Origin of the sequence: Thalassotalea eurytherma (assembly GCF_030161415.1) — a bacterium.
Classification (GTDB): domain Bacteria; phylum Pseudomonadota; class Gammaproteobacteria; order Enterobacterales; family Alteromonadaceae; genus Thalassotalea_G; species Thalassotalea_G eurytherma.
This window is the reverse complement of the sequence record NZ_BSSU01000002.1, coordinates 177,146-202,381: the sequence shown is the minus strand read 5'-3', so window position 1 is coordinate 202,381 and position 25,236 is coordinate 177,146. Positions and strand designations below refer to the sequence as shown.

23 protein-coding genes are annotated in these 25,236 nt (G+C 38.6%); 11 read left to right on the top strand and 12 right to left on the bottom strand.

The window, feature by feature from the left end; all coding sequences use genetic code 11:
* Nucleotides 1-48: 48 nt before the first annotated feature.
* Nucleotides 49-819, bottom strand: coding sequence for a hypothetical protein (locus QQK02_RS02350; protein WP_284206340.1), 771 nt, complete (start codon nt 817-819; stop codon nt 49-51).
* A gap of 239 nt (nt 820-1,058) precedes the next feature.
* Between QQK02_RS02350 and cysB the strand changes: the two genes are divergently transcribed.
* Nucleotides 1,059-2,033, top strand: coding sequence for an HTH-type transcriptional regulator CysB (cysB, locus tag QQK02_RS02345; protein WP_284206339.1), 975 nt, complete (start codon nt 1,059-1,061; stop codon nt 2,031-2,033).
* A 54-nt stretch (nt 2,034-2,087) separates the two neighbouring features.
* Here cysB and QQK02_RS02340 read toward each other — a convergent pair whose 3' ends face one another.
* From QQK02_RS02340 to pabB, 3 genes are all read right to left on the bottom strand, one after another.
* Nucleotides 2,088-3,464, bottom strand: a complete 1,377-nt coding sequence (locus QQK02_RS02340) for an L-serine ammonia-lyase (RefSeq protein ID WP_284206338.1) — start codon at nt 3,462-3,464, stop codon at nt 2,088-2,090.
* A gap of 146 nt (nt 3,465-3,610) precedes the next feature.
* Nucleotides 3,611-4,210: a CoA pyrophosphatase gene (locus tag QQK02_RS02335; RefSeq protein WP_284206337.1), complete on the bottom strand. Its 600-nt coding sequence runs from the start codon at nt 4,208-4,210 to the stop codon at nt 3,611-3,613.
* 20 nt (nt 4,211-4,230) lie between these two features.
* Nucleotides 4,231-5,634 carry an aminodeoxychorismate synthase component I gene (pabB, locus tag QQK02_RS02330; protein ID WP_284206336.1) on the bottom strand — a complete coding sequence of 468 codons (1,404 nt, stop codon included), beginning with the start codon at nt 5,632-5,634 and terminating at the stop codon, nt 4,231-4,233.
* 160 nt (nt 5,635-5,794) lie between these two features.
* Here pabB and QQK02_RS02325 point away from each other — a divergent pair, with 160 nt between their 5' ends.
* A complete protein-coding gene (locus tag QQK02_RS02325; protein WP_284206335.1) occupies nt 5,795-7,315 on the top strand; it encodes a fumarate hydratase in 1,521 nt (506 codons plus the stop codon).
* 182 nt (nt 7,316-7,497) lie between these two features.
* A complete protein-coding gene (locus tag QQK02_RS02320) occupies nt 7,498-9,339 on the top strand; it encodes an SLC13 family permease (protein ID WP_284206334.1) in 1,842 nt (613 codons plus the stop codon).
* 229 nt (nt 9,340-9,568) lie between these two features.
* Here QQK02_RS02320 and QQK02_RS02315 read toward each other — a convergent pair whose 3' ends face one another.
* The gene (locus QQK02_RS02315) at nt 9,569-10,954 is read right to left on the bottom strand and encodes a hypothetical protein (protein ID WP_284206333.1); all 1,386 of its coding nucleotides are present in this window, start codon (nt 10,952-10,954) and stop codon (nt 9,569-9,571) included.
* A 479-nt stretch (nt 10,955-11,433) separates the two neighbouring features.
* On the opposite strand from QQK02_RS02315, the gene QQK02_RS02310 reads away from it, so the two are divergent.
* A complete protein-coding gene (locus tag QQK02_RS02310) occupies nt 11,434-12,708 on the top strand; it encodes a DNA recombination protein RmuC (protein ID WP_284206332.1) in 1,275 nt (424 codons plus the stop codon).
* Here QQK02_RS02310 and QQK02_RS02305 read toward each other — a convergent pair.
* Nucleotides 12,694-12,906 carry a hypothetical protein gene (locus QQK02_RS02305; protein ID WP_284206331.1) on the bottom strand — a complete coding sequence of 71 codons (213 nt, stop codon included), beginning with the start codon at nt 12,904-12,906 and terminating at the stop codon, nt 12,694-12,696. The genes QQK02_RS02310 and QQK02_RS02305 overlap by 15 nt on opposite strands.
* Before the next feature lie 114 nt (nt 12,907-13,020).
* On the opposite strand from QQK02_RS02305, the gene QQK02_RS02300 reads away from it, so the two are divergent.
* On the top strand, nt 13,021-14,214 hold the full coding sequence (locus QQK02_RS02300; RefSeq protein ID WP_284206330.1) for a GGDEF domain-containing protein: 1,194 nt from the start codon (nt 13,021-13,023) through the stop codon (nt 14,212-14,214).
* A gap of 89 nt (nt 14,215-14,303) precedes the next feature.
* Here QQK02_RS02300 and QQK02_RS02295 read toward each other — a convergent pair whose 3' ends face one another.
* From QQK02_RS02295 to QQK02_RS02285, 3 genes are all read right to left on the bottom strand, one after another.
* Nucleotides 14,304-14,465, bottom strand: coding sequence for a YqaE/Pmp3 family membrane protein (locus QQK02_RS02295; protein WP_407704998.1), 162 nt, complete (start codon nt 14,463-14,465; stop codon nt 14,304-14,306).
* Between the two features lie 67 nt (nt 14,466-14,532).
* Complete coding sequence (locus QQK02_RS02290) at nt 14,533-15,864, bottom strand: sodium-dependent transporter (protein ID WP_284206329.1); 1,332 nt, start codon at nt 15,862-15,864, stop codon at nt 14,533-14,535.
* A 175-nt stretch (nt 15,865-16,039) separates the two neighbouring features.
* On the bottom strand, nt 16,040-16,384 hold the full coding sequence (locus tag QQK02_RS02285; protein WP_284206328.1) for a DUF3718 domain-containing protein: 345 nt from the start codon (nt 16,382-16,384) through the stop codon (nt 16,040-16,042).
* Between the two features lie 309 nt (nt 16,385-16,693).
* Between QQK02_RS02285 and QQK02_RS02280 the strand changes: the two genes are divergently transcribed.
* Together QQK02_RS02280 and QQK02_RS02275 are read left to right on the top strand one after the other, a co-directional pair.
* Entirely contained in the window at nt 16,694-17,338 is a 645-nt protein-coding gene (locus QQK02_RS02280) for an MBL fold metallo-hydrolase (RefSeq protein ID WP_322790583.1), read from the top strand.
* Entirely contained in the window at nt 17,339-18,169 is an 831-nt protein-coding gene (locus tag QQK02_RS02275) for an ion transporter (protein ID WP_284206327.1), read from the top strand.
* A gap of 17 nt (nt 18,170-18,186) precedes the next feature.
* On the opposite strand, the gene QQK02_RS02270 is transcribed toward QQK02_RS02275, so the two are convergent.
* A complete protein-coding gene (locus tag QQK02_RS02270; RefSeq protein WP_284206326.1) occupies nt 18,187-18,408 on the bottom strand; it encodes a helix-turn-helix transcriptional regulator in 222 nt (73 codons plus the stop codon).
* 2 nt (nt 18,409-18,410) lie between these two features.
* Nucleotides 18,411-18,872, bottom strand: a complete 462-nt coding sequence (locus QQK02_RS02265) for a hypothetical protein (protein WP_284206325.1) — start codon at nt 18,870-18,872, stop codon at nt 18,411-18,413.
* Between the two features lie 156 nt (nt 18,873-19,028).
* Between QQK02_RS02265 and QQK02_RS02260 the strand changes: the two genes are divergently transcribed.
* From QQK02_RS02260 to QQK02_RS02245, 4 genes are all read left to right on the top strand, one after another.
* Nucleotides 19,029-20,003, top strand: a complete 975-nt coding sequence (locus tag QQK02_RS02260) for an IS1595 family transposase (protein ID WP_284206324.1) — start codon at nt 19,029-19,031, stop codon at nt 20,001-20,003.
* Nucleotides 20,004-20,125: 122 nt separating this feature from the next.
* Complete coding sequence (locus tag QQK02_RS02255; RefSeq protein ID WP_284206323.1) at nt 20,126-21,136, top strand: hypothetical protein; 1,011 nt, start codon at nt 20,126-20,128, stop codon at nt 21,134-21,136.
* Between the two features lie 261 nt (nt 21,137-21,397).
* Nucleotides 21,398-22,090: a 16S rRNA pseudouridine(516) synthase RsuA gene (gene rsuA, locus QQK02_RS02250; RefSeq protein WP_284206322.1), complete on the top strand. Its 693-nt coding sequence runs from the start codon at nt 21,398-21,400 to the stop codon at nt 22,088-22,090.
* Nucleotides 22,091-22,098: 8 nt separating this feature from the next.
* Nucleotides 22,099-22,491 (top strand): MmcQ/YjbR family DNA-binding protein, encoded by a 393-nt coding sequence (locus QQK02_RS02245; RefSeq protein ID WP_284206321.1) that lies wholly within the window; start codon nt 22,099-22,101, stop codon nt 22,489-22,491.
* A 139-nt stretch (nt 22,492-22,630) separates the two neighbouring features.
* Here QQK02_RS02245 and QQK02_RS02240 read toward each other — a convergent pair whose 3' ends face one another.
* Nucleotides 22,631-25,192, bottom strand: a complete 2,562-nt coding sequence (locus tag QQK02_RS02240) for an EAL domain-containing protein (RefSeq protein ID WP_284206320.1) — start codon at nt 25,190-25,192, stop codon at nt 22,631-22,633.
* Nucleotides 25,193-25,236: the final 44 nt, after the last annotated feature.

Here is a 25,236-nt window from a genome sequence, read left to right as displayed (position 1 = left end):
AAAAAAAAAGCCAGCAAATTGCTGGCTTTGTTTTTAACAATTTGATACTTACCACTTTTTCTTCGGCTGAAAAAGCATATCTAATTCATCTTCTTCTTCTTTCGCTTTTTTCGCTCTGTCTTCAGCATTTGCTGATTTAAGCTGCGTAGTAATTTCGGCTAGCTTGTCAGATACTTCAGCTTTCTTTTGGATAGCGTACTCTGATTGATTTGGATGATCAGTAAGCGTTTGAAGTGCTTTTTCGTAGTATTGGCGAGCAGAACCGACCATGTCGTTACTGTATGCTTGGTTACCGCGCTTAACGAGGCTCTCAATATTTATTTTCAATTGCATCGAATCTAATCGTTTATCTTCCATGCTAAATACTTGAGGATCTATCACACCTTTTGTAAGTTCGCTTTTCAGTACAACGCGTAATTTCTTAATTAACTGCAAAATGGCAATAATTTGCTTTTCGTTGTCTGGCAAAATAAATTGCTCATCTTTGCCAGTTGATGCTTGAGCTATGTCTTTTGCACTATCGATTCGAGATTGCAGCTCATCAACACGTGAAGCGGTCGCTTTAGATTCGGGAGATAAGTTTTTCATTTCTTTTGCCGCATTCAAACTTCTGCGGTGAAGAATTAGGCTGAGATTTGGCGAAGCAGGGATATTAGACAGGTTAATAATGAGCTCTTCATTCTCATCAATAATAGCCTTTTGCTTAGCGATTTTTGCGCGCTTTTCTTGTTCTTGTTTTTGTTTTTGTTGCTGAATGGCGTTAACAACCACTACGATAACAATCAGTATGATTATTAAGCCGATAATAATAGCGACCATATTTCACTTCTCAGTTATGATTTTACAGACTCTTAGCAGTCTACAAAAAATGCTTCTATAAGCATAGCCTAAATCTTGTTTTTTTCATTGATGATAGTTAGATAGCTAGTTAATAGGGGGCTTTTGGTAATTTTATTATCAAGATATTAAATAAATTTTAACAGTTGATAAAAATAATATGGAATATTAGAGCGTTTTTGTATATATTTTTGATATAAGTAAATTAACTAAGATGCATTATGAAGCTGCAACAACTCCGTTATATCGTCGAAGTCCTAAATAATAACTTAAACGTTTCTGCCACAGCTGAAAGTTTATATACCTCTCAGCCGGGCATTAGTAAGCAAGTTCGTATGCTTGAAGACGAGTTAGGTATTCAGATTTTTGGTCGTTCAGGTAAGCATTTAACCCATGTGACCCCAGCGGGTAATGAGGTGATAAATATTGCCACTGAAATTTTGTCTAAAGTTGAAGCAATAAAAGCAGTAGCTCGTGAGCATACTCAACCTGATGAAGGTAAGCTACGTATAGCAACTACACATACGCAAGCGCGTTATGCTTTGCCAGATATTATTCAAGGGTTTGTTAAAAAGTTTCCAAAAGTGTCTTTACACATGTATCAAGGTACGCCAGCTCAAATTAGTGATGCTGCGTCGAAAGGTGAGGCTGACTTTGCAATTGCGACTGAGTCTATGCATCTATATAACGACCTTATTATGTTGCCGTGTTACCACTGGAACCGCAGCGTCATCGTAAGAAAAGATCACCCGCTAGCAATGATGAAAGATATATCGATTGCAGATATCGCGCAATATTCATTAGTCACTTACGTTTTTGGCTTTACTGGGCGTTCTGAATTAGATACGGCGTTTAAAGAAGAAGGTTGTGAGCCTAAAATTGCCTTCACAGCGACCGATGCTGATGTAATCAAAACTTATGTTAGATTAGGTGTCGGTGTTGGTGTTATTGCGACAATGGCATTAGATGACGAACTTGATAGTGATTTAGTGCGTATCGACGCAAGTCACTTATTTAAAGCAAGCACAACGAAGATTGGCTTTAGACGTGGTACTTTCTTAAGAAGTTACATGTTTGATTTTATCGAGCGCTTTGCACCGCACTTAAACAAAGATTTGGTGACAAAAGCCGTGTTATTGAAAAACAATGCGGAAATAGAAGAAATGTTTGCTGATATTGAGTTGCCAGTTAAATAACTCACTAGAGAGAATAGAAAAAAAGCCCTTAACGAAAGTTAAGGGCTTTTTTGATTAACATTCAATAATGTTTACTGCTAAACCACCACGAGAGGTTTCTTTATATTTGGTTTTCATGTCATTTCCTGTATCCCACATGGTTTTAATCACTTTATCTAATGACACTTTTTGTGTGCCATTACCACGCAAGGCTAGGCGAGAAGCATTAATCGCTTTAACAGCGCCCATCGCATTTCGTTCAATGCAAGGTACTTGAACTAAGCCACCAACCGGATCACAGGTTAAACCAAGGTTGTGCTCCATGCCTATTTCAGCGGCGTTTTCTACTTGATCAGGGCTACCGCCCATAATTTCAGCTAATGCGCCAGCAGCCATTGAACAGGCTACGCCAACTTCACCCTGACAACCGACTTCAGCGCCTGAAATTGACGCGTTAGTTTTGTACAAAATACCAATTGCTGCTGCTGTTAATAAGTAACGAATACAATCTTCGTCTTCAACAGGTTTCACAAACTTATCGTAGTAGCAAAGTACGGCAGGGATAATACCGGCAGCACCATTAGTAGGTGCTGTTACAACACGGCTACCTGCGGCATTTTCTTCGTTTACTGCCAAAGCAAATAGATTCACCCAGTCCATCGCAGTCAATGGATCATTTGAGTTTTCTACAGATAACGTTCTATGAAGCGCAGGTGCACGTCTAACAACTTTTAAACCACCAGGTAAAATGCCTTCTGTTCTAATACCGCGCTGAACAGACTCGTACATTGCTTTCCAAATGTTAACGAGGTTTTCACGAATGGTTTGTTCATCGTTAAGGCATTTCTCGTTGTTCATCATCAAGGTACTTATACTGATACCTTTGCTTGTTGCTTCTGTGATGAGTTCGTCAGCAGTCGTAAATTTATGTGGGCGGTCAATATTGCTGTGGAAAGAAAGCGCTTTATCTTTTTCTTTTTCAAACTCACTGTCTTCAACGATGAAACCACCGCCAATCGAGTAGAAGGTTTTCTCTAACAGCAAAGTATCGCCAGAATATGCGTAAAGTGTCATGGCGTTAGCATGTGCTGGCAGCGTTTTACGGCGATGGTAAATAATGGCGTCCCCTTTAGGGAAAGCTACTTGATGCGTACCATTAACTAAAATAGTTTGCGAAGACTCAACTTGCGCGAGCGTTTCATCAATTTTTTCTACTGGGATATCTTCAGGCGTTTGACCTGTTAACCCTAAAATGACGGCCTTACCCGTACCATGACCTATACCTGTTTGACCTAACGAGCCAAAGAGTTCCGCTTTGACACGATCAATTTGAGCTAATTTTTTTAATTTAACCAACTCATCAACAAAAAGTTTTGCTGCACGCATCGGGCCAACTGTATGAGAGCTGGATGGGCCGATGCCAATAGAAAACATATCAAATACACTAATCATGCTTAAAACCTGAATAAATATTGTAATAAATGTAATTATTTTGAATTATCTTCGGCAATAGTAACTGAAAGTTATCTTGTTGAACAACAAAATATATTCCGATATCGCTATTAGTATAGTCTTTGAACGCTATGAAATGTTAATTGCTATACAAGGCGCTTAGTTTGTTGAAGATGATTGGCAAAATCTTTCAACATGGCGGCAGTAGCTCCCCATATATTGTGATCTTGATAGGGGATGAATGTCACTTGATAGGGCTGCCCTTTAATTTGTGTATCAACATGCAGGTGATTTTGCACATCTAAACAGTGACTTAATGGGACAAAAAAAACTTCATCAACTTCATTTTGGTCAATATTGGTTTCAATCGGTGGCTCAAGAAACCCTATAACAGGCAATACATCAAAGCCTGAAATGGTCTGATAAGGGTTTAAGCAACCAAGCAACTTAATTTGATTTCTAGCGATGCCGATTTCTTCTTCAAATTCACGTAAGGCGGTAATAGTCAGGCTTTCATCACTTGGTTCAGCTTTTCCTCCGGGAAAACTCACTTGTCCTGCATGGTGCTTTAGGTGAGCTGAGCGTCGGGTAAGCAGGATTTCAAGCTGACCATTTCGTTCAGTAATTGCGATAAGCACGGCTGCTTGTCTGGTGGGCTTATTTGATACCAGTTCATAACGAAATTGGTGAGTTGAACAGTTTAAAGGAGATAAATTGAATAAACGATAAAATTGCGCTTTATCCATGTTACCTCCTTTGTTATTTATTATTTGTTATCAGTTAATTGGCTTAGAATTGGCAGTATCTTGTTAACTTTATCAAACGTTTCTTGATATTCGTCATCGGCTTTTGAATCTGCAACGATGCCACCGCCAGCACTGCAATAGATATGATTGTTATAACAGGTTAACGTGCGAATAGTGATACTCGTATCCATATTGCCGCAAGCAGATATATAGCCTATAGAGCCACAGTATATATTTCTTCGGTGCGGTTCAAGCGCTTCGATGATTTCCATCGCTCTAATTTTTGGGGCGCCCGTAATTGAACCTCCCGGAAACGCTCCTCGCAAAAGATCAACGGATAACTTGTCCGCAGCTAAATCACCTTCAACGGTGCTTACAAGGTGATGCACAGCAGGGAAGCTTTCGATATCAAATAGTTTTGGTACTTGCACAGAGCCGGCGCGACAAGCCTTTGATAAATCGTTACGCAATAAATCGACGATCATCAAGTTCTCCGCTTTATCTTTTGTTGCATTTAATAAGTCGGTTTTATTGGCTTGATCAATTGCTTGATCTTTACTGCGAGGACGTGTGCCTTTGATTGGCTTAGTTTGGACTTTATTTTCCTTAACTTGAATAAAGCGCTCAGGAGAAATACTTAAAACACTTAATTCTTCTAAGTTGATAAACGCTGAAAAAGGAGCATTATTGTGTTCACGCAAGGATAAATACGCGGTAAATTCATCGCCAACATAATGGGCATTAAATCGTTGCGTTAAATTGATTTGATAACAATCGCCAGATAATAAAAAGTCTTGAATCTTTTCAAACTTTTCGATGTATTCGGCCTTGGTCATATTAGCGTGCCAATCGCTTGTTAACATAAACGGCGTTAGTGACAGAGGCGCTTTAGCTTGGCTAATTAACTGTTTAGTAAGGGCGTTGCGTTTAGAGTCTTCACAAAATAAATACACCTGATTTTGACGCTTGTCGATGATAATTGCCTGATCATAAATGCCAACAGCCATGTCATAAATATCAAGATCATTATGGGCCGCGGTTGGTAGTTTTTCGAATTGACGCCCTAAGTCATAGCTAAAGTAGCCAACAGCACCACCGCTAAATGGAAGCGGGCTTTTGACAATATCGACGTCACAAAAACATTGATTAATTTGTTGTTCAACCGCAGTTAATGGATCACGAGTTGTTACGTGTTCTTGATCATTTTGCTTAACGATAGTTTGGCCATGTTTGCTCATAACTTGCGCTACAGGTTGCCAGACAAAAATATCAAAACGGTTGTCTACGTGCTCACTGTTACATGAGTCTAACCACATCGACCATGGCTTTTGTGCCATAAACTTAATGATGGCTAATGCATCCGGTGTGGATGTATTTGCCATTAATTGAGATGAGAACCGAACGGGTTGTATATTTGTTTGCAACGTAAACTCAATGATATTTATCAAAATGATTCGAAAACCCTCGCTAAAATCCCTAGCGAGACGCATTTAAGCAGGGTATCATATCGGCAAAATTATAACTTTCAACTAAAGTTTACTTAGCTGTGAGTACTTGAGTTGAAGAAATGAAAAAGAGAGACTCATGACAATTATAAAGCAAGAAGATTTTATCGAGAGTATTGCTGATTCATTGCAATATATTTCGTACTACCATCCTATCGATTTTGTTCAAGCGCTTGAAAAGGCTTATCACAAAGAACAAAGCACGGCGGCAAAAGACGCTATCGCTCAAATCCTAATTAACTCAAGAATGTCTGCCCATGGCAAACGACCTATTTGTCAAGACACCGGCATAGTGACATGTTTTGTTAAAGTCGGCATGGACGTAAAGTGGGATAAAACGGATTTAACCGTTCAACAAATGGTTGATGAAGGCACTCGACGTGCTTATTTGAACCCTGATAATCCATTGCGTGCATCAATTGTTGCAGACCCTGCAGGTAGCCGTAAAAACACGAAAGACAATACGCCTTCAGTGGTTCATTTAGATCTAGTTGCCGGCGATCACGTTGAAGTGATGATCGCAGCGAAAGGCGGCGGAAGTGAGAACAAAACTAAAATGGCGATGTTAAATCCGTCTGACTCAATAGCTGACTGGGTAGTGGAAACATTACCTAAAATGGGGGCAGGTTGGTGTCCACCAGGTATGTTAGGTATAGGTATTGGCGGTACGGCAGAAAAAGCCGGTGTACTAGCTAAAGAAAGTTTAATGGATCCTGTCGACATTCAAGAGCTACTTGAACGTGGTCCACAAAACGCTGAAGAAGAGTTACGTTTAGAAATTTATGAGCGTGTTAATAAACTAGGTATTGGTGCGCAAGGTTTAGGTGGTTTAACCACGGTTGTTGACGTGAAAATTAACTCTGCGCCAACTCATGCAGCTTCAAAACCTGTTGTTATGATCCCTAACTGTGCGGCAACGCGCCATGTTCATTTCCACCTTGACGGTTCAGGCCCTGCTGAGTTGACACCGCCTAAACTTGAAGAGTGGCCAGAAATCACTTGGGAAGTTGGTGAGAATGTTCGTCGAGTAAATGTTAATGAGCTGAAAAAAGCTGACGTAAGTGATTGGAAAACAGGTGAAACTGTTTTACTTTCAGGTAAAATTTTAACCGGTCGTGATGCAGCGCATAAACGTATTCAAGACATGGTGAATAAAGGTGAAGAACTACCAGTAGACTTTACTGATAAGTTTATTTACTACGTAGGCCCAGTTGATGCTATTGGTGACGAAGCGGTTGGTCCAGCAGGCCCTACAACGGCGACACGTATGGATAAATTTACCGATATGATGCTTGCTCAAACGGGCTTATTAGGCACAATTGGTAAAGCTGAACGTGGCGCAGCAACGTGTGAATCAATTAAAAATAACAAGTCTGTTTACTTAATGGCTGTTGGTGGCGCTGCTTACCTTGTGTCTAAAGCAATTAAACACGCTAAAGTTGTTGCTTTTGAAGACTTAGGTATGGAAGCGATTTACGAATTTGACGTAGAAGATATGCCTGTTACCGTTGCTGTTGACAGCACGGGTGAATCTGCGCACGTTACTGGCCCAGCAATTTGGCAAGCGAAAATTGAAGATCTTGATAAAGCGTTAAGCTAAGCACGCTTTTCATTACGAGAAAAAGCGCCGACAAGGCGCTTTTTTATTGCGCGAATTAAACGAATACTGAGTTATAAAGTAAAGGGTAAAAATCAATCAAGGTAATTCATCAAAAAAATGTCTAGATTTTAAACAAAAGGTGCTAACCTATTGAAATAACAATAAGCATTTAGGGGCTAGGAATGCTCTTTGATAGTTTGCCGTCATTACCCAATTTTCACGCACTGTTTGTGTTGCTTCTTACATTGGGCGCACTCTATTTATTTAAACGAGATGATGTTGCATTAGAAACGTCGTCATTAGCCGTTATTGCGATGCTCACCGTTAGTTTCGCCTTATTTCCTTTTAATGATGGTACTGAAGACTTAAACCCTGTGATGTTTTTTCATGGTTTTGGCCACGAAGCTTTAGTGACCGTATGTGCGCTCATGATCATTGGTCAATCTATTGTCTTAACTGGCGCGCTTGAGCCTATTGGCAGAAACCTTTCAAGGCTTTGGAAGGTTAGCCCATCTTTCTCATTACTTTTTACGTTAATTATCGCAGGCGGGTTAAGCGCATTCGTGAATAACACGCCAGTTGTTGTTTTGTTGTTGCCTATCTTAATTAGTGTTGCTATTCGCACCCAATCTAACGTCAGTGGTATGTTGCTTCCAATGGGGCTTGCTACGTTAGTTGGCGGTATGTTTACGACTATTGGAACGTCAACTAACCTACTTGTTGTTAGTGTTGCTGCTGACATGGGCATGGAACGTTTTGGTATGTTTGACTTTGCACCTATTGTTTTAGTGGCCGCTTTTGTTGCTTTACTTTATTTATGGCTAGTAGCGCCTAAAATTTTGCCAGAACGAGATGCTTCTCTTCCTGATACTTCACCACGCCTATTTAGCGCTTATTTGTATGTTGGGGAAGATTGCCCGTTAGTTGGTGAGAAAGTTTCAAAAGCTATTAAGCAAACAGACGGCATGATGAAAATAGAAAGTATTCAACGTGGTAAAGACTTCCATAAGTTATTACCCCTGCCTGATACAGTGATCAAAGTGAATGATCGGATTCATGTCAAAGACTATCCAGATCGCTTAAAAGAATACGAAAACGTTTTAAAAGCTACGTTGCATTCAGGAAAACATAAAATAGACGCAGAGCATCCGTTAGAAGCCGGGAACCAAGTACTTGCTGAAATTGTTGTTATTCTCGGCTCTGGCTTAATTGGTAAAACATTAAAGCGCGCCAATTTTAGCTCTGAATATGGCATTTCAGCTATTGCCCTGCATCGAGAAGGCAAGCCAATGGACATAGAGCGCCAAAGCATAGGCAGTATTCCTTTAAGGGTTGGCGATATTCTTTTGGTACAAGGAGAGTCTGAACAAATAGAAGAGTTAAAATCTCAACAAGGCATATTGGTTGTTGATGGCGCTTCTAAAGTTGTACAAACTAAAAAAGCACCTGTTGCATTAGCGGTTATTTGTGGTGTGGTGATGTTACCTGTATTTGATATATTGCCGATTGTCATAAGCTCTATTTGTGGTGTGTTCGTTTTATTAGCATCTCGGTGTTTAAACTGGGGAGAAGTTGCTTCGTCACTCAGTACTCAAGTTATATTAATTGTGGCTGCATCATTAGCACTTGGCGCAGCTATGGTTAAAACAGGCGCAGCGCAATATTTAGCGGAAGCTTTTGTTGCTATCTCGTCATCACTACCGGTAGGTGGGGTTTTAGCTGCGTTAATGTTGTTACTCGCCATTTTGACCAACGTTGTATCTAATAATGCAGCTGCGGTTATTGGCACGCCTATCGCAATTTCAGTTGCCCAACAACTTGGCGCGCCACCTGAGCCTTTTGTGCTTGCCGTACTTTTTGGGGCTAATTTAAGTTACGCCACGCCAATGGCTTATAAAACTAACTTATTAGTGATGAACGCGGGTGGTTATCAGTTTTCAGACTTTGTTAAAGTTGGTGTGCCGCTTATCTTTTTGATGTGGATAGCATTATCTATCACGCTAAATATTATCTACCTATCGTAACTATCGTAACTATCGTTTTCTTTCTATTTTAGGTTTTTAGTCCGCTCTGAAATTGGCCAGTGCCGTTTTTGATCTAGGTAGGAATATTTTCATAGGTTTTGATGGGAATTTATCCTAAACCCCAAATATTTGAGTTAACATCGTAGAACAGCTTTTCGAGCTAAACATCATTTACTCATCGAAGAATTGTATGGCTAAATTACTTTTGAATAATAAAAAACGATAGTTATTAATCACTAACAAGACCGTTACTGGATTTTTGTGATTGAGTAAGTAAATAGTGTTGTCGTTGAGTTTGAGGTTTTATAGCCAAAGTACTGGTTACTTCAATAGAAGAAATATAGTGATGTTTATGTTCGTTTATTTTGATAGAGAACATATCTATCCTTACGTTGTGGTTCGAGTAATCTTTATCATCGACAGTAATTGCTAGTTTACCAGGATCAAATATTGCGTAATATTTATCATCTTGACCGTTTACGTTCGAAAACCTTGTCCAACCTGGATCGTTTCCAATACGAACTTTAGTCAGAAAGTCTTTTTTATGAACGTCTATGCGATTTCCGTCAATTATCAAGTTTATTCTTTTAGGGAGATAATAGGATATAACATCTAACTCTCCTGCAGCAGCAGACAAAAAGTTAGCCATAACTTTACAACTATCTAAGGAACAATTTCCTGAACCCTTCAAGTCAGTCAAAACATTATCCGTAAGCTCATCTAACAACTTCCAGTCTGAATTATCTAAACGTCTATAGTGAACCTGAGACATATGTATAGGCTTTCCATTACTGTCATTAACTAGCCCTTGAAGTGCATTTGGTGCCCAATTTTGAATTGATTGTGCTAAAAGCAATACTTTGTCAGAGTGATTAAGTTTTAGTGTAGAAATATATTTAGAGTACTCTGAAAGTCTAGCTCTTAATGCACTAAGGCCATGTTGTTGAATGTTTTCATCTAACTCTTCTATAGCCCCCTTATAGCTATCTAACTGAGATGGTTTAAAACTATTTAGTGCGGCATTAAATGATCGATTTGTAAAGACCCCGTCAGTTTTAGACAGTTTTAACGTTAATAGCTCATGTCCATCATATCCGAAAGCTATTAGCTCATTAGTTATGTTTTGTTTGTCTAAAATCAGAAGAGATGAAGATGTTTGATCTTTTGAAGGCCACATTTTCTCTAATAAAGATACAAGCATCGTTGATATCTCCACAGCATCATCCACTGAACCTGCGGACATTTGTCCTAAAAGGTTAGCAGATGATATTAAATCCTTAATCAATGTCGCCTGCTTTTTATCTTCCCAATATCTCACAACTAGCTTTATTCTTGGTACGTCATCATCTTTATAAATAATAGATGAAGCAAGAGGGAACAAAATTCCTTTATTTACGGCTACACTATTTATCTCATATTTACTTTCATCATTTGTTGAGTAGGTAAATAATGGGATTTTTTTAGTTGATGCATCTTGTTGAATCTCTGCGTATACCAGCCCGAAACTAGTTTGTTTTCCCCATACCCTATCCCATAAGGTCGGTGTGTCTGGCTTTTGGGGTGTTAGGGACGCTAAATGTATGTTTAGGTAATGCGTAAGAGGATCGAAAGCCACCTCACTTCCACTTTTTTTTGTTACCTCGAGCTAGTTTATAGAATAGACTTTAGGTACAAAAAAAATAACTAATATTAGTGCTAAAGATCTAATCATGGCATACCTCGTGTATTATTTTACTTTCACAAGGATGCACTGAACTTGGCAATTTAAATCTAGACATCCTTGATCGTGTAATAAATATATACAACAAATTACAAACTTGCCTAATTTTTTAATAATTAATGTTTGTTGTTAGGTTGCTATATAGACATGCTTGACTTTGGTAGCAATTGTGAAGCCTTGTACGTTCGAAGTAGGCTGAATCATTTTATAAAGAGAATTAGAGGGTTATTGGGAAATTTATATCATCCCAAACGAGGAAAAGTCGCTAGACTGCAATTGTTAAGCCATCAACTTTGTACTTAGCTTTCGTAAATAATTTACGCGATCTCTAAATACCGCTAAGATAAGCGAAAAGTAGTGTAGTTAAGGTTGGTATGCTAGCTCAATTGGAACAAATCGATATAACATTATGGCTGTCATCAGGTGGCATTTTTTTTAGTCTTTTATTATTACTTCTGGTCTTTAAGCAAAAACGCCATATTGCAGAGTTAAGCCAACAGCAAACCACGTTAAATAGTCAGTTGTCGCAACTGGTGCCTTTACTACAAACTTTACCTGTTGAAATAAAAATGTCGACGGAGCAACAACTTGCTGATCTTCGCATGAAGCTAATGCGTCAGCAGGCCGATTTTCATCAGCAAACCAATGCACAACAACTCAAGTCTTTTGATACTTTGCATCAAACGCTTGCGCGCAATGGCAAAGAAAACAGGGAAGAGCTTGCTAATACCTTGGCAAAAAATATCGCAAGTCTTACTGAAACTACCGATAATCGTTTGCAGAATATCAGTGAACAAGTAGAGAAGCGTCTTTCAGATGGCTTTGAAAAAACCACTAAAACCTTCAATGATATTTTAAAGCGCTTGGCACTCATTGATGATGCACAACAAAAAATTACTGAGCTATCAACGAATGTTGTTAGCTTGCAAGAGGTACTTGCCGATAAGCGTTCACGTGGCGCATTTGGTGAAGTACAGCTAAATGCTTTGATTAAAAACGTTTTACCTGAAAGTCATTTTGCCATTCAACATACGTTATCAAATGGCAAGATTGCCGATTGTGTATTGTTTCTGCCACAACCCACAGGCAACGTTGTTGTTGATGCTAAATTTCCGCTTGAAAGCTATCGAACGTTTACCGATATCACATTGGCCGAGAGCGATAGAAAAGCCGCGCAACGACAATTCAAACAAGATATCAAAAAGCACATCAATGATATAAGTAGCAAGTATTTAATTGAGCATGAAACCGCAGAAGGTGCGGTAATGTTTATTCCTGCTGAAGCTGTGTTTGCCGAAATACACGCTCACCATAGTGACCTCGTTGAGTTGGCGAATAAAAAGCGAGTATGGCTAGCGTCGCCTACCACCTTAATGGCAATTTTAACCACTGCTAGAGCGGTAATTAAAGACGAAGCGACCAAAGAACAAGTGCATATCATACAGGCGCATTTAGGCCATTTATCGTCTGATTTTGCTCGTTTTAGAACACGCTTCGATAACTTGGCAAAGCATATTGATCAGGCCGCAAGTGATGTTAAGCAAATTAACACGTCAGCAAATAAGATCGCTAATCGCTTCGAAAAAATTGAGCAAGTTGATACCAGTTTAACTGACAGCAATCTTAGTGAAATTTCATCTAACAATTAAGGTGATTAAATAGCTAATGGTAAAGGCTGCATTAATCGCTGCGACTAATGAGTTTTGAATAATAAACACATAATTAATGGTATACAGTAATGAGATGCCAAATGTGAATAGCGAAATGAGGTTGATCAATTTCGCTCTACTTGTAACAGCAAAAGGTTGATTTTCTGTGCCTAAATTAATGACTTGTCTTAAAGACATAATCTTGCCTGTGTTATGATATTGCGAGAAAGGGCGCTTGTTATCGGTATTTTAACAAAATAAGAATAGCCTTAAACATACATTTACTTATTTTTTTCATAATTGGGGGAGTCATTGAGTAAACTGATCGGATTGAAAACAAGTATCACCAGTGTTTTCCTTATACTTGTTGCAATAATAGCTGTACATCAGGTCCCTGCCATTGCTCAATTGTTGGGCGAAGTATCATTTAATCAACTCGCACTGTTAATGCTAATAAGTTTCTTATTTGCTTGTCAGTTTAATCATTCTCGTTTTGCCTTGATGATTCTACTTTTTGCCAGTGTCGTGGTACTTGAATCAGGTAAATTATCTGATTTTTCACTACCAGCTATATCATCACAAACGATAGAACTTAGTGTGATGTTCTTTTTTGCTGGCCTCGCATTTTTCAAAGATAGAAGCTTATTCTCTGTCCACTTAGTTCCTCGTTTAGCGCTATTTGTTTTTGCTTACTTGGCTAGCCTAGGCTGGTTATTCATTTTGGAGAGCTTAGCTACTTATGAAACCGCTATTCCTTTTTACCCGTTGCTAAAACCCTATCTGGCAATTGATGTTATTTTTGGCGTCGTCATATTGATTTATATGTTTAAATGCGCAACGACAACCCATTTATTTTACCCTGCTGCATTAGCTAGTTTACTGTTGTGGTATGTCACCCGTGCACACTTTATCGACGTGAGTTGGCAATTATCATTAACCTTGTTGGTGAGCTATTACCTGCTTAGTGTTGTCGCAAGTTCATACTTTTTAGCGTATCGAGATGAGCTAACGGGCTTACCATCGAGAAGGGCATTAAACCAGTTAGCCTTATCTTTAGGCAGAAATTATAGTGTAGCTATGATGGACGTTGATCACTTTAAAAAGTTTAACGATACCTATGGTCATGATATTGGCGATCAAGTATTAAAATTAGTTGCAGCGAAGTTAAAACAAGTGAAAGCTGGCGGGCGTGTTTTTCGGTATGGTGGCGAAGAGTTTACGGTTATTTTCCCGAGAAAAAGTGCGCAGCAAGTGTTCGATGAGCTTGACAACCTGAGACAATCAATTGCTGATTATCAAATGGTCATCAGGCAAGGCGTCAGAAAAACCAAGAAAGACAGAACGCCTAAAGGCAAACAACAAGTGCGTGAGAAAACGGTGAGTGTCACTATTTCTATTGGTGTTGCCCAACGTATGAAAGGACAGACTTTTGAGCAAGTGTTAAAAGCCTCTGATGAGCTGCTTTATAAAGCGAAAAAAAGTGGGCGCAATAACGTCACCAAATAAACAGATTGACGGTACCAACTACAGGTAGCAAACGTTGAAATAAAAAAGCCCAAGTAAACTTACTTGGGCTTTCTTCGTAATAACGACTGTTAATCTTTGGTGATAAGCCAAATGGCGTGCAATATCGCCGGCACCCAAAAGAAAAAACATAAAACGATGTTGATTAGCAAATCTTTACCAGCGCCACTTTTTAGGAAAACAGCGATAGGTGGTAACAAGATAGCTAAAATAATATGTACTACTTTATTCATTGTTATATTCCACTTTTTATTTTTAGTATTAGCTAGTATAGACGCATATTGTGCTTTGGGTTAATCGCTACGCTAACGCAACGTTATAAAACACAATAAGTAAAAGAATAGGGCAAACGTACTGTAAATAATAGCCCCAATATTTTAACCAAGGTCTTTGTGCGATCACGGCATGATCTTTTAGCTTATTACCTCGCTTCCAAATCCATCCAACAACGATGAAATAAAACAAGCAGCTTAGTGGCTGTAGGATTGTCGTTAAGCCTTGAATAACAATACCAAATAACAGGTCAAAGAATGCTACTAGCGTCATACTTGCTATTAATACAGCACCAGAAACTAACCATGTTGCCTTGCGACGGCTCATCGACTTTTCTTCTACTAAATATGATACAGGTACTTCAGTTGATGAGATGGTCGAGGTTAACGCAGCAATTGATAACAGGGCAAAAAAGACACCTGAAACAAATAGACCAATACTCCCCATTGAGCTAAACAAGGTTGGTAAAATATTAAAAATCAGTTGTCCTTCACCAATTAAGTTACCGTCTGAAAAAACTTCTTGGCCGGCATGTTGAGCAACATACAGCGCAGGAATAATCAATAAACCCGCTAAAAATGCGATTAAGGTATCTAAAGCGCCAATGGATAAAACAAGTTTACCAATGTCTTTATCTTTTTCCATGTATGAGCCGTAAATCATCATACCGCCAACACCAATACTCAAAGAGAAAAACGCCTGTCCCATTGCCGAGATAACTAATCTGGGCTCTGTGATACGACTAAAATCTGGAATGATATATTGCTTTAATCCTTCCATCGCACCATCTTGCTGAAAAATATAAATAATTAAACAAACTAACATCACTAATAAGATCGGCATTAATCGGCTTGACCATTTTTCAATGCCTTTATGCACGCCTTGATGAATGATGGCAGCGCCAAGTAAAATGAATATTGGGGTGAAGATGATGTTTCTTAGTGTTGAATCACTAGCAAGCCAATTAGAGAGTTCACTAAAGCCTGCCATGGCTGAAAAGCCAGATAGTGCGTGAGAAAGCATCCAGCCCGCAACAATCGTATAGAAACTTAGCATCATGATGGCGCCAACTAAGCCTATTTTGCCAGCAAAACGACCAAACCTTGGCATTTTCTCGCCACAAGCTTCACCTAGCGCAGAAACAGGGTTTTTCTGTGCTTGGTTACCAATGTAAATTTCTGCATACAGTGCAGGTAACGCCAGTAAAAAGGTAACGACAAGGTATACGAATAAAAACGCACCACCACCATTGTTAGCTGCGTTAGTGGGGAACCCCCAAATATTACCTAAACCGATTGCACTGCCTGCGGCAGCTAATACGAAACCTATACGGGAATGAAATGAATCTCTTGATGCCATAAATATTTGAATTATTGTTTTTAATCAGAAAGCTTAACGAGTTGTATGGCATTAGTGAAGTACTAATTGGCGAAGTGTTGGTTTTCGAGGTTGAAATGGGGCTTAATTAGCTGAGCGAATCCCTTATAACAACAAAACTCTATAAGGGAAGTCATTTCACAGCGAGCGAAAATTCTTAGAAGTTTACGTTTACCCTACTTACAGCAGCAACATCGGTAATTTGCACTGAACCAATACTGTTTTGTAGGCGACCAGCAGTTTTATAAGCACCGTGCTGTTCGGCAAAATCAATGATGTCGACGTTGTTACACATAACGCCTAACGCTACATCACGTTGTTTAAGGTTATAATCATCTAATGCGACTTTTAACTGAATAGGCTTATTACTGGCAGCAGCCTCGCAGGTTTTAACTAATGCTCTTTCTAGTTGAGGCTCCATTTTTGCAACACTAGTTGCAGAAAAAACTAAAGCGCCTACGGTTACTGATAATGCTGCTACTGATTTAATTAACTTAGCCATGATATCTCTCCGTTTCATATTTATGCCTTATTGGCAAATTAATCATGGCATGCTTGATTCAATAAAGTGTTTCTAAACTCCCCGTGAATGTAAATAATCCTACCGTATAAACCTGCATTTCATCGCTAAGTAATTGAAAAGTTACTTGGCTACCTGCGTGAAAAATGTGTCGGCTGACATAGACTTTTACATTCATCGAGTAAAATTTAGTGTTTTCTTCGTTGGCTATTTATCTTATTACCCCAATAGCCATATAATACTGGGCAAATAAAGCCCAAATCGGCACGTATAATTAAAAGGTTTCACGCTATGTTGCGCTATCAAATTGTCCCCGTTACGCCATTTCAACAAAATTGCACGCTCTTTTGGTGCGATGAAACGTTAGAAGGGGCTATTGTTGACCCCGGTGGAGACGCTGAATTAATCAAAGCTGCGGTTAAGCAAAACAACGTTAACATTACCAAAGTACTGTTAACGCATGCGCACATTGATCACGCTGGCGCAACGAAAAGCATTGCTAATTTTTTTGATGTCAAGGTAGAAGGTCCTCATAAAGAAGATCAGTTTTGGATTGATTTGATTCCAATGCAAAAAGAACGTTTTGGTTTTTCTCATGCTGAAGCTTTCACGACAAACCGTTGGTTAGACCAAGGTGATAAAGTGCATTTTGGTAATGTTGAGTTAGACGTATACTTTTGTCCTGGCCATACGCCGGGCCACGTTGTTTTTGTTGATAAAGAAACAAAACTGGCCCAAGTAGGCGATGTTCTGTTTAAAGGTTCTATTGGGCGAACTGATTTTCCACGAGGCGATCATCCAACACTAATAAAGTCGATTCGCGAAAATCTATTTCCACTAGGTGATGATATTCAATTCATCCCAGGACATGGACCAATGAGCACGTTTGGCAATGAGCGTCGCTCTAATCCTTATGTGGCTGATGGAGTAGCATAGATGTCGTCTTTGGTTTTTAAGTTTCAACGTCGTTTAAAGAAAGTTGATAATTCAAAAATCTTTCAGGGTGTTGTTATTGGTGTCATCATATTATCGGCATTGTTAGTTGGCGCGAAGACACACAACTTACCCCCGTTAGCCATTCAGATATTAGGTATTTTAGATGTAGCGGTAACCTTCTTCTTCGTTTTTGAGATTGTTATACGCTTTATGGCTACCCCTAAGAAAAAGCAGTTTTTTAAAAGTGGCTGGAATATATTCGATACCATTATCGTTATCGGTAGTTTAATACCAGCAGGTGGCTCTGGCGTATTGATTGCCCGTTTATTACGAGTATTTAGAGTACTGCGTTTGGTGTCTATGGTGCCAGAGTTACGACTTTTGATTAACGCATTAATAAAAGCGATTCCTCGTATGGGGTATATTGCGCTATTGATGTTTGTCATCTTCTATATATATGCGGCGATTGGTTCAATTGTTTTTAATGAAATTAACGACGTTTTATGGGGCGACGTTTCTATCTCAATGTTAACGTTATTTAGAGTTGCTACTTTTGAAGACTGGACAGACGTTATGTATGAAACAATGGCGGTGTATCCAATTAGTTGGATTTATTATTTAACGTTTATCTTTTTAACTGCGTTTATCTTCCTGAATATGATGGTAGGTACAATCTTAGAAGTGATGAGCCAAGAGCATGAAAACTTTCGTGCCCAAGCTCATGGCGAAAGTGCTGAAGGCGGTGAGCCTGCTAGCCGCGCTCAAATAGATAAGCTAGAAAAAGAACTACAAGAAATAAAAGCACTGTTAAAACAACAAGCACCTAATTGATATAAAAAAGCCGATGATTACTCATCGGCTTCTTCTTGATAGCTAAACACACTTTCGATCGGCACATTGAATACGTCGGCGATTTTAAACGCCACTTCTAACGAAGGAGAATATTTTCCTTTCTCTATAGCAACTATCGTTTGCCTCGAAACACTAACCGCTTGCGCTAAGGCTTGTTGGGTCATCTCATTATGGTTAAAGCGCAATACACGAATATTATTAACTAATACTTTTGCCATGCTTAAACGCCTTTTTGGTAATGATAAAGTTGTGTTGCAAAGCGCAGTAATTCAGCTACTAAAAATCCAACAAGTAAAATATTCAGTACGTTGTATTCGCCACTTAGCGTATCGAAATAATAACGGGCATTTTCTAATGACGTTGCCCAAAGGCTAACAAGTACAATAACTACCCAGGTACTTAATGTGTTGTAGGCCATGTTACCGCCTTTTAAACTGATCAACTCATCACGTTCATCACTTTGTTGCTCTAGCTCATCTTTATTGCTTAATATCGCAACAATAGTGTGCACTGCAATATTCAAAATAACTAATTGAAAAGCCGTAAAGAGCAGCAACTCTGTATAGCCATCATTTGTCAGTTGGTGAGACTCATACAAATAGATAAAGCTATCGATATATTGATAGCCGATGAATAAGGTTATTAAAAATTGAACCCATACACTTTTGTGAATAAATGACATAACGTAACCCTAAAATTGATGTTAAAGATATTTGACATGGTGTAACAATAGTTAGACTTTGGTTGCGTGTCAAATATTTTGGCTCTATTTGCGTTAGTTGTTGATCTCTGAATTTGTACTATAATTAATTGTCCCAAAGCTAGAGAGGTCGGGACATTGAAGAAAAATCAATTCACACTAATAATTGAATCGTTATCTAAGCTAACACATAACCAAAAACGATTGCTACACCATCACGTTGTTGAAGACCTCAAACGTGGCGATACTGATAACTTGATCAATGAATGTAAAGGCGATGATGTTATCTGCCCCCACTGTGGTAATGAGGAAATTGGCAAATGGGGCATGGCTGCTGGCTTACAACGCTTCAAATGTAAAAGCTCTTCATGCGAAAAAACTTTTAATGCTCTAACGAAAACACCTCTAGCCCGATTGAGAAAGCGTGAACTCTGGGCAAAGAACCTAGAGTACATGTTAGATGGCTTGCCAATCAGAAGAGTTGCTGAACTTTTGGAAGTTGCAGAGACTACAGCGTTTCGATGGCGACATAGATTCCTCAAAGCTCCAGCACAGCGCAAACCATCAGAAGTAGCTGGAATCATCGAAGCTGATGAAATGTTTTTCATGGAGAGCTTTAAAGGCAACCAGACGATATATGATCGTAAGCCTAGAAAACGAGGTGGCATGGGCGATAGACGTACAGTTGATGATAAAATCCCTGTATTGATCGTAGTAGATAGAAGCGGTGGTTTAACAGATTTTGTACTTGATGATCATTCAAGCGATGAAATTCACAATGCAATGAGACCAATAGTAAATCACGACAGTATTCTCTGTAGCGATGGCGCACACGCCTATCGTTCTTTCGCCAAGGAAGAAAATATCCAGCATTATCGCACGATTGTCAGTAAAGGTGAGCGAGTGATCGGTGGTCAATTCCATATCCAGAACGTAAATGGCTATATGAGCCGTTTACGGGGCTGGATGCGAAGGTTTAATGGCGTTGGAACAGAATATCTCCCAAACTACTTAGGTTGGATGAGAATGATGGATAGCAAGCAAGATAAGTACAAAGAGATCAAAGTGGAGTATTTGATAAATGAAAATCTGGCATACTCATTACCAGTATGATGTTTGACATTCCTAATCATGCCATTAAGATAACTGTCTGATTTTATTGGTTTGCCTGAACTCATACATCGTTTTAGGCTAATTGGTGAAGCTATAAATTCAATGGAATGAAAGGTTGCTAAATGAAGCTATACATAACTATTTTCTTTACTCTTTTTATTGGGGGCTGTTCGAGTTTTATTGCTAATAAAATAACATCTTCAAATACACTTGATATTTCAGGAAATATTGCTGAACGTATTGTTTTAGTTGATTTATGTGATAACGATTTTCATTGTATTAAAGCGCAAAAGATTAAAGACTTAGAAGTTGATAAGATGGAATTGTCGTTTAACTTCAAAGTAAATAAAAACCATAAGAAGTGGCTGTTCAAGTTAAGAAATGCTGATGTAGTGAATTCAAATTCTGACAACAATCTAATTTTTATATTTTCTGGATATAGCCAGCCCAGCGAAATCATTTATATCCATCAACAGTGGTTACAATACATAAGTGGTGCAGAAGTCATTGTAATTCAAAGTGCGGATAAATCTGATTCGTTTCAATTTGGCTTAGATTATGTTTCGCCTATAGTCTCATACATTGAGAAAAAGAAGCCTAACCAAGTTCACCTAATAGGTTTTTCTATGGGGGCTGTTGCAGCTCAAGCTGTTTCAGAGAAAGTTGACAACCCTCACCTTCATTTAGTTGCTCCGATGACTAACTTTGAACACTCGACCATCGCCATATGGGATATTTTGCACAAAGAAAAGTTTTATTCCAAGTTCATATCACAAGTAGATGTGGAAGATGCGGTTCAATTAGTGTATGAAAAATCAAATGTAGATGTTCAAGACATAGACATAATGCGTAGGATTAAATCGACCACTGTACCGACATATGTATATGCTTCTACTGATGATAGGGTAACGCCAGCTTCTGATTGGAGTGATATACAGTTAAGTCAATTAGTATTAAACACATACAACGACTTAAATCACCTCGAAATGATGGGGTTAATCCATAAGCCTTTATTAAAAGATTTTGTTTCTAATCTTTTACAAACCGATATTATTGAAACAGATATAGAGACATTAGGGATACTTTGCGATATCACAGATGATAAATGCTTATCCAAGATTGAACGCCTCTAGTTGATTTTTACCCACCCAATAAATTGCTCGATTAATTTAGTAATCTCAACCAATTTAATTAACTAATTCTTGTTAGTTATACTTTCAACAACTAACGCAAATAGAGCCAATATTTTTTACTTTCAGTTTGTTATTTTTTACATGGTGTCAATAATAGTAACTATCGTTTAACTCTTTATTAAGAGAAAAATCGAAAGATATCTTTACCGTATTAATTGCGCTTGTGAGATAATTAGCAAAGAAATATCAAAAGGTTCCCCAATGCGATTAGATAAGTTTATTTGTAAGAGCTCAGAGCTCACACGCAATGAAGCCAAGAGGCTATTAAAATCAAAATTAGTGACTGTTAATGATGAGATAGTCAGCAGTGGCGCTACTAAATTACTTGATAACGATGAAGTAAAGATTGAAGGGCGAGAAATATCTATTATTGGTCATCGCTATATCATGCTCAACAAGCCTGAAGATATGATTTGCTCTACAAAAGATGAGCTGCATCCATCGGTGTTGAACTTAATTGAAGTTGAGCGTGTTTTTGATTTACACATCGCTGGAAGACTTGATGTTGATACAACTGGCCTTGTTTTAATCACCGACGATGGTAAGTGGTCACATAATATTACTTCACCCAATAAAGCTTGCCAGAAAACTTATCGTGTTATTACTCAGGCTGATATAACGACTGAAATGGTTGAACAGTTAGAGCAGGGCGTAGAACTTCGAAGTGAAAATGAGGCAACTAAGCCAGCACAAATTAAGGTTTTAGATAGTCGACAGATGTTACTAACGATTACTGAGGGTAAATACCATCAAGTAAAACGCATGTTAGCTGCAGTAGGCAATAAAGTCATTGAACTACATCGTGAGCAAATAGGTACTATTACGTTAGATGAAGATCTTGATTTTGGTCAATGGCGATACTTAACTGAAGAAGAGATTGCACTTTTTAAATAGGTTGATTGATGGATTATAAAGCTAGCCAAGAATACTTGCTTGCAAAGCCGGAAACCATTTGCGATTACCCGTTTGGCGCCGACGTTGAAGTATATAAAGTAAAAGGAAAAATGTTTGCGACCTTATCGTTTGGTAAAGGAAACGAAAAAGGAACCCAGGGTAAAATGGCTGGGTTTTATTGCATGAATTTAAAATGTAATCCTGAAGAAGCGCTGATGTTAAGGGACATATTTCCTTCGGTAATTCCGGGCTACCATATGAATAAAGCGCAATGGAATACGATCATTTTAGACGGCTCAATTCCTCAAGGTGAAATTGAGCGCATGATAGATAACTCGTTTATGTTAGTGGTCAGTAAAATGACCAAGAAAGATCAGCAGTCGATTCTGGTCCACTTATAACAATAGTGCGCCGGTCCTGGCTGTCAAACAAAGCTCATTGGTAAAGGGTTGTGACTGGATTCAATAAAACCTTTACTTGATAAGTAAAAGTAAAGTCTTGTGGTGCTTGTTCTATCAATGTTGAACCATTCCTGTTGGTTTATCTAGAAGATAACCAATCGCTAATATCTGGCAACGGCATAGGCTTACACAACCAAAAACCTTGTAGTTCATCACAGCCAAGCGTTTTCATGAGTTGATAAGTTTCCATATTTTCAACACCTTCAGCAACTACCTTATATCCAAGGCCATGAGCCATATCAACAGATGCTTTGACAATAATTCGAGAACTTTCATTGTGAGTTATATCCATAATCAAAGATCGATCTAGTTTGATCCCTGCAGCTGGAAGTTGCTTTAGGTAAGACAGCGAAGAATAACCTGCGCCAAAATCATCAATTGAAATGTTTAAGCCAAGTGATGTCAGTTGATTCAAAGCGATTAATCCTGCTTCAGGGTCATCCATTGCAGCTGTTTCTGTCAATTCAAGAAAGATTTTAGAGGGCACTACTTGGTATTTGTCTAATATCACCTCAATTTGTTCTTTTAGTTGCTCACTCAACAAGTCTTTCGCTGAAATATTTATAGACATGTTACCGTTATAGCCTATGCTACGAAGCGACTGGAGATCCCTAGCGGCACGGCCAATTGCCCAAAATGTTAACTCTTTGATAACCCCTGTTTGCTCAGCCAAAGGCACAAAGTATGCCGGCGAAACAAACCCTTGCTTAGGATGATGCCAGCGAATCAAGGCCTCTAAGCCAACAATAGTATCGTCTTCTAAATTGAGTTTTGGTTGATAATGCAATTCAGGTTCATCATTTTTGAGTGCCTCTCTCAAATCAGACATGAGTGTCAAACGACTTTCATTGTAAATATCTAAAGCGTTATCATAATAGCCAATTTGATCGGTCGCATGATGTGAACTCTCCATCGCGACTAACGCATTGCGAATGAGCTGGGCAGCATCAAGCCCATGTTCAGGGTAGATAGCACAACCCACTAAAGGTTCAAGGTCAATAGAAAGTGAATCTATTTCAATTGGCAATGATAGTTTTTTAACGAAGGTATAGTACTGCTCTATATTTTCTTCAAAGGTACTTTGCTTTATTAATACGCCGAAAGTATCACCGGTTAGTTGGAATGTAGCATCATGGGAGCCTTGAGATATTTGTGTAGTAATGACCCCAGGCATACGACGGATAGCATTATTCATATAATCGGCAATCGCTTTTAAAATGCGTTCGACACTTGAAAGCCCAAGTGTTCGAGTGATTTCATTGAAACGTGTAACTCTGGCTACACAAATAACAAAACGCTCATTCTTTTGTTCGTTAAGTATATTGTTTACAAACCATTCAAAGCGGTTGCGATTTGCTAAATTAGTCGTAGGATCACGCATGATGGCTTCTGACAATTGGTTCTGTATTTCAAGTCGCTGTTGCTCTTTTTGTATGTTACTAATCTGAGCTAGCGTTTTTTCTTCTCTTTCTCTATACAAGCGGTCAGCCAAAGCTAATGTGAGGATGAATGCTTCTAGTCCCGATCCTATTTGCATCGCATATTCGGTAAAAAAATTGTTCTGGAAAATACCTAATGAGCGTCCTGAAGTTACGACGAACCCTATAGTGAGCGGTACCCAAGCAATGGTAAAAAATATGCCTGCTCGCCTTTTAGCAAGCCACGTAATAGGGCCGGCAAAAAATAAGATAATAAATAGTACGATTGCGGAAATAGCCGATATTCGCACCGCTGTGTTGTAATCTAAAACTACGGCTGCAACCATATTAAAATATTCGAAATAAATCATGCCACGAATGGCCGTGTCCATCACTCGACTATGTTGCTTTGTTTGTAAGAACTCACGTGCAAACAGCAAAGAAAATAGCGCAAGAATAGGCATTGAAGAGAGAAAAAGTTGGCTATTAAGCGCGGGAGAGTCAGCAAACAATAATTGCTGACCATAACTTCTAGCTGTAATAAAGAATAGTAAATAACCGGTTGTTGCCAACGAATAATACAAATATAGCTTTTCATGCAGAGTAAAAAATATAGCTAAGTTAATTAAGATAATGATGGATAAAGAGCCATAGTAGAAAAAGTGGAATTTTTCTTCCTTGGCAGCGAATTCGAAGAATTCATGCTCTTGCCATACTCTAACAGGCAAGATCATAGAGCCTTTAGTTTTTAATTTCGCAAAGAGTTCTACACTTTCATCTGCTTGCAATTGAAAGCGCATTAACATGTTAGGGTGATCAATATCGCGAGGGTAGAAGGGCTTGCTGTCACCAATATCTAATATGCGAACCGTCCCGTCCTGTTTTACAGAATAAAATGTTACGTCATCTAAAAGTGGGTAGGCGATCTCAAAGACGAAAGTTTCAGTCTTGGCTTTCAAGTTATGAATGTTTAGCCTCAACCATAGCTGTGAATCACTCAATCCGAACGATGTATTTGGCTTGTCAGGTTTTATCCAGTATTCGTCAGATAGTTTAACGATGCTTTCAAAGCTATATTCCCTATTTATATCTTCGAAATACTCAAACTTGACACTCGCGTAGGAGAGTGAGGTTTCATTGAAAGAATTGATTGGTAGGCTGGCACTTGAATAACTAGTGAACAATAAAATAAAAACAGCGATGAGCCAATTTAATATACTCAAATTATTATGCCCATATTGATATTTATACACGTAGCTATATTCAT

What these genes read in the sequence shown, in the direction of transcription:
- QQK02_RS02350 (WP_284206340.1), bottom strand. Translation starts at nt 819, where the DNA reads ATGGTCGCTATTATTATCGGCTTAATAATCATACTGATTGTTATCGTA.
- cysB (WP_284206339.1), top strand. Translation starts at nt 1,059, where the DNA reads ATGAAGCTGCAACAACTCCGTTATATCGTCGAAGTCCTAAATAATAAC.
- QQK02_RS02340 (WP_284206338.1), bottom strand. Translation starts at nt 3,464, where the DNA reads ATGATTAGTGTATTTGATATGTTTTCTATTGGCATCGGCCCATCCAGC.
- QQK02_RS02335 (WP_284206337.1), bottom strand. Translation starts at nt 4,210, where the DNA reads ATGGATAAAGCGCAATTTTATCGTTTATTCAATTTATCTCCTTTAAAC.
- QQK02_RS02325 (WP_284206335.1), top strand. Translation starts at nt 5,795, where the DNA reads ATGACAATTATAAAGCAAGAAGATTTTATCGAGAGTATTGCTGATTCA.
- QQK02_RS02320 (WP_284206334.1), top strand. Translation starts at nt 7,498, where the DNA reads ATGCTCTTTGATAGTTTGCCGTCATTACCCAATTTTCACGCACTGTTT.
- QQK02_RS02310 (WP_284206332.1), top strand. Translation starts at nt 11,434, where the DNA reads ATGCTAGCTCAATTGGAACAAATCGATATAACATTATGGCTGTCATCA.
- QQK02_RS02305 (WP_284206331.1), bottom strand. Translation starts at nt 12,906, where the DNA reads ATGTCTTTAAGACAAGTCATTAATTTAGGCACAGAAAATCAACCTTTT.
- QQK02_RS02295 (WP_407704998.1), bottom strand. Translation starts at nt 14,465, where the DNA reads ATGAATAAAGTAGTACATATTATTTTAGCTATCTTGTTACCACCTATC.
- QQK02_RS02290 (WP_284206329.1), bottom strand. Translation starts at nt 15,864, where the DNA reads ATGGCATCAAGAGATTCATTTCATTCCCGTATAGGTTTCGTATTAGCT.
- QQK02_RS02285 (WP_284206328.1), bottom strand. Translation starts at nt 16,384, where the DNA reads ATGGCTAAGTTAATTAAATCAGTAGCAGCATTATCAGTAACCGTAGGC.
- QQK02_RS02280 (WP_322790583.1), top strand. Translation starts at nt 16,694, where the DNA reads ATGTTGCGCTATCAAATTGTCCCCGTTACGCCATTTCAACAAAATTGC.
- QQK02_RS02275 (WP_284206327.1), top strand. Translation starts at nt 17,339, where the DNA reads ATGTCGTCTTTGGTTTTTAAGTTTCAACGTCGTTTAAAGAAAGTTGAT.
- QQK02_RS02270 (WP_284206326.1), bottom strand. Translation starts at nt 18,408, where the DNA reads ATGGCAAAAGTATTAGTTAATAATATTCGTGTATTGCGCTTTAACCAT.
- QQK02_RS02265 (WP_284206325.1), bottom strand. Translation starts at nt 18,872, where the DNA reads ATGTCATTTATTCACAAAAGTGTATGGGTTCAATTTTTAATAACCTTA.
- QQK02_RS02255 (WP_284206323.1), top strand. Translation starts at nt 20,126, where the DNA reads ATGAAGCTATACATAACTATTTTCTTTACTCTTTTTATTGGGGGCTGT.
- rsuA (WP_284206322.1), top strand. Translation starts at nt 21,398, where the DNA reads ATGCGATTAGATAAGTTTATTTGTAAGAGCTCAGAGCTCACACGCAAT.
- QQK02_RS02245 (WP_284206321.1), top strand. Translation starts at nt 22,099, where the DNA reads ATGGATTATAAAGCTAGCCAAGAATACTTGCTTGCAAAGCCGGAAACC.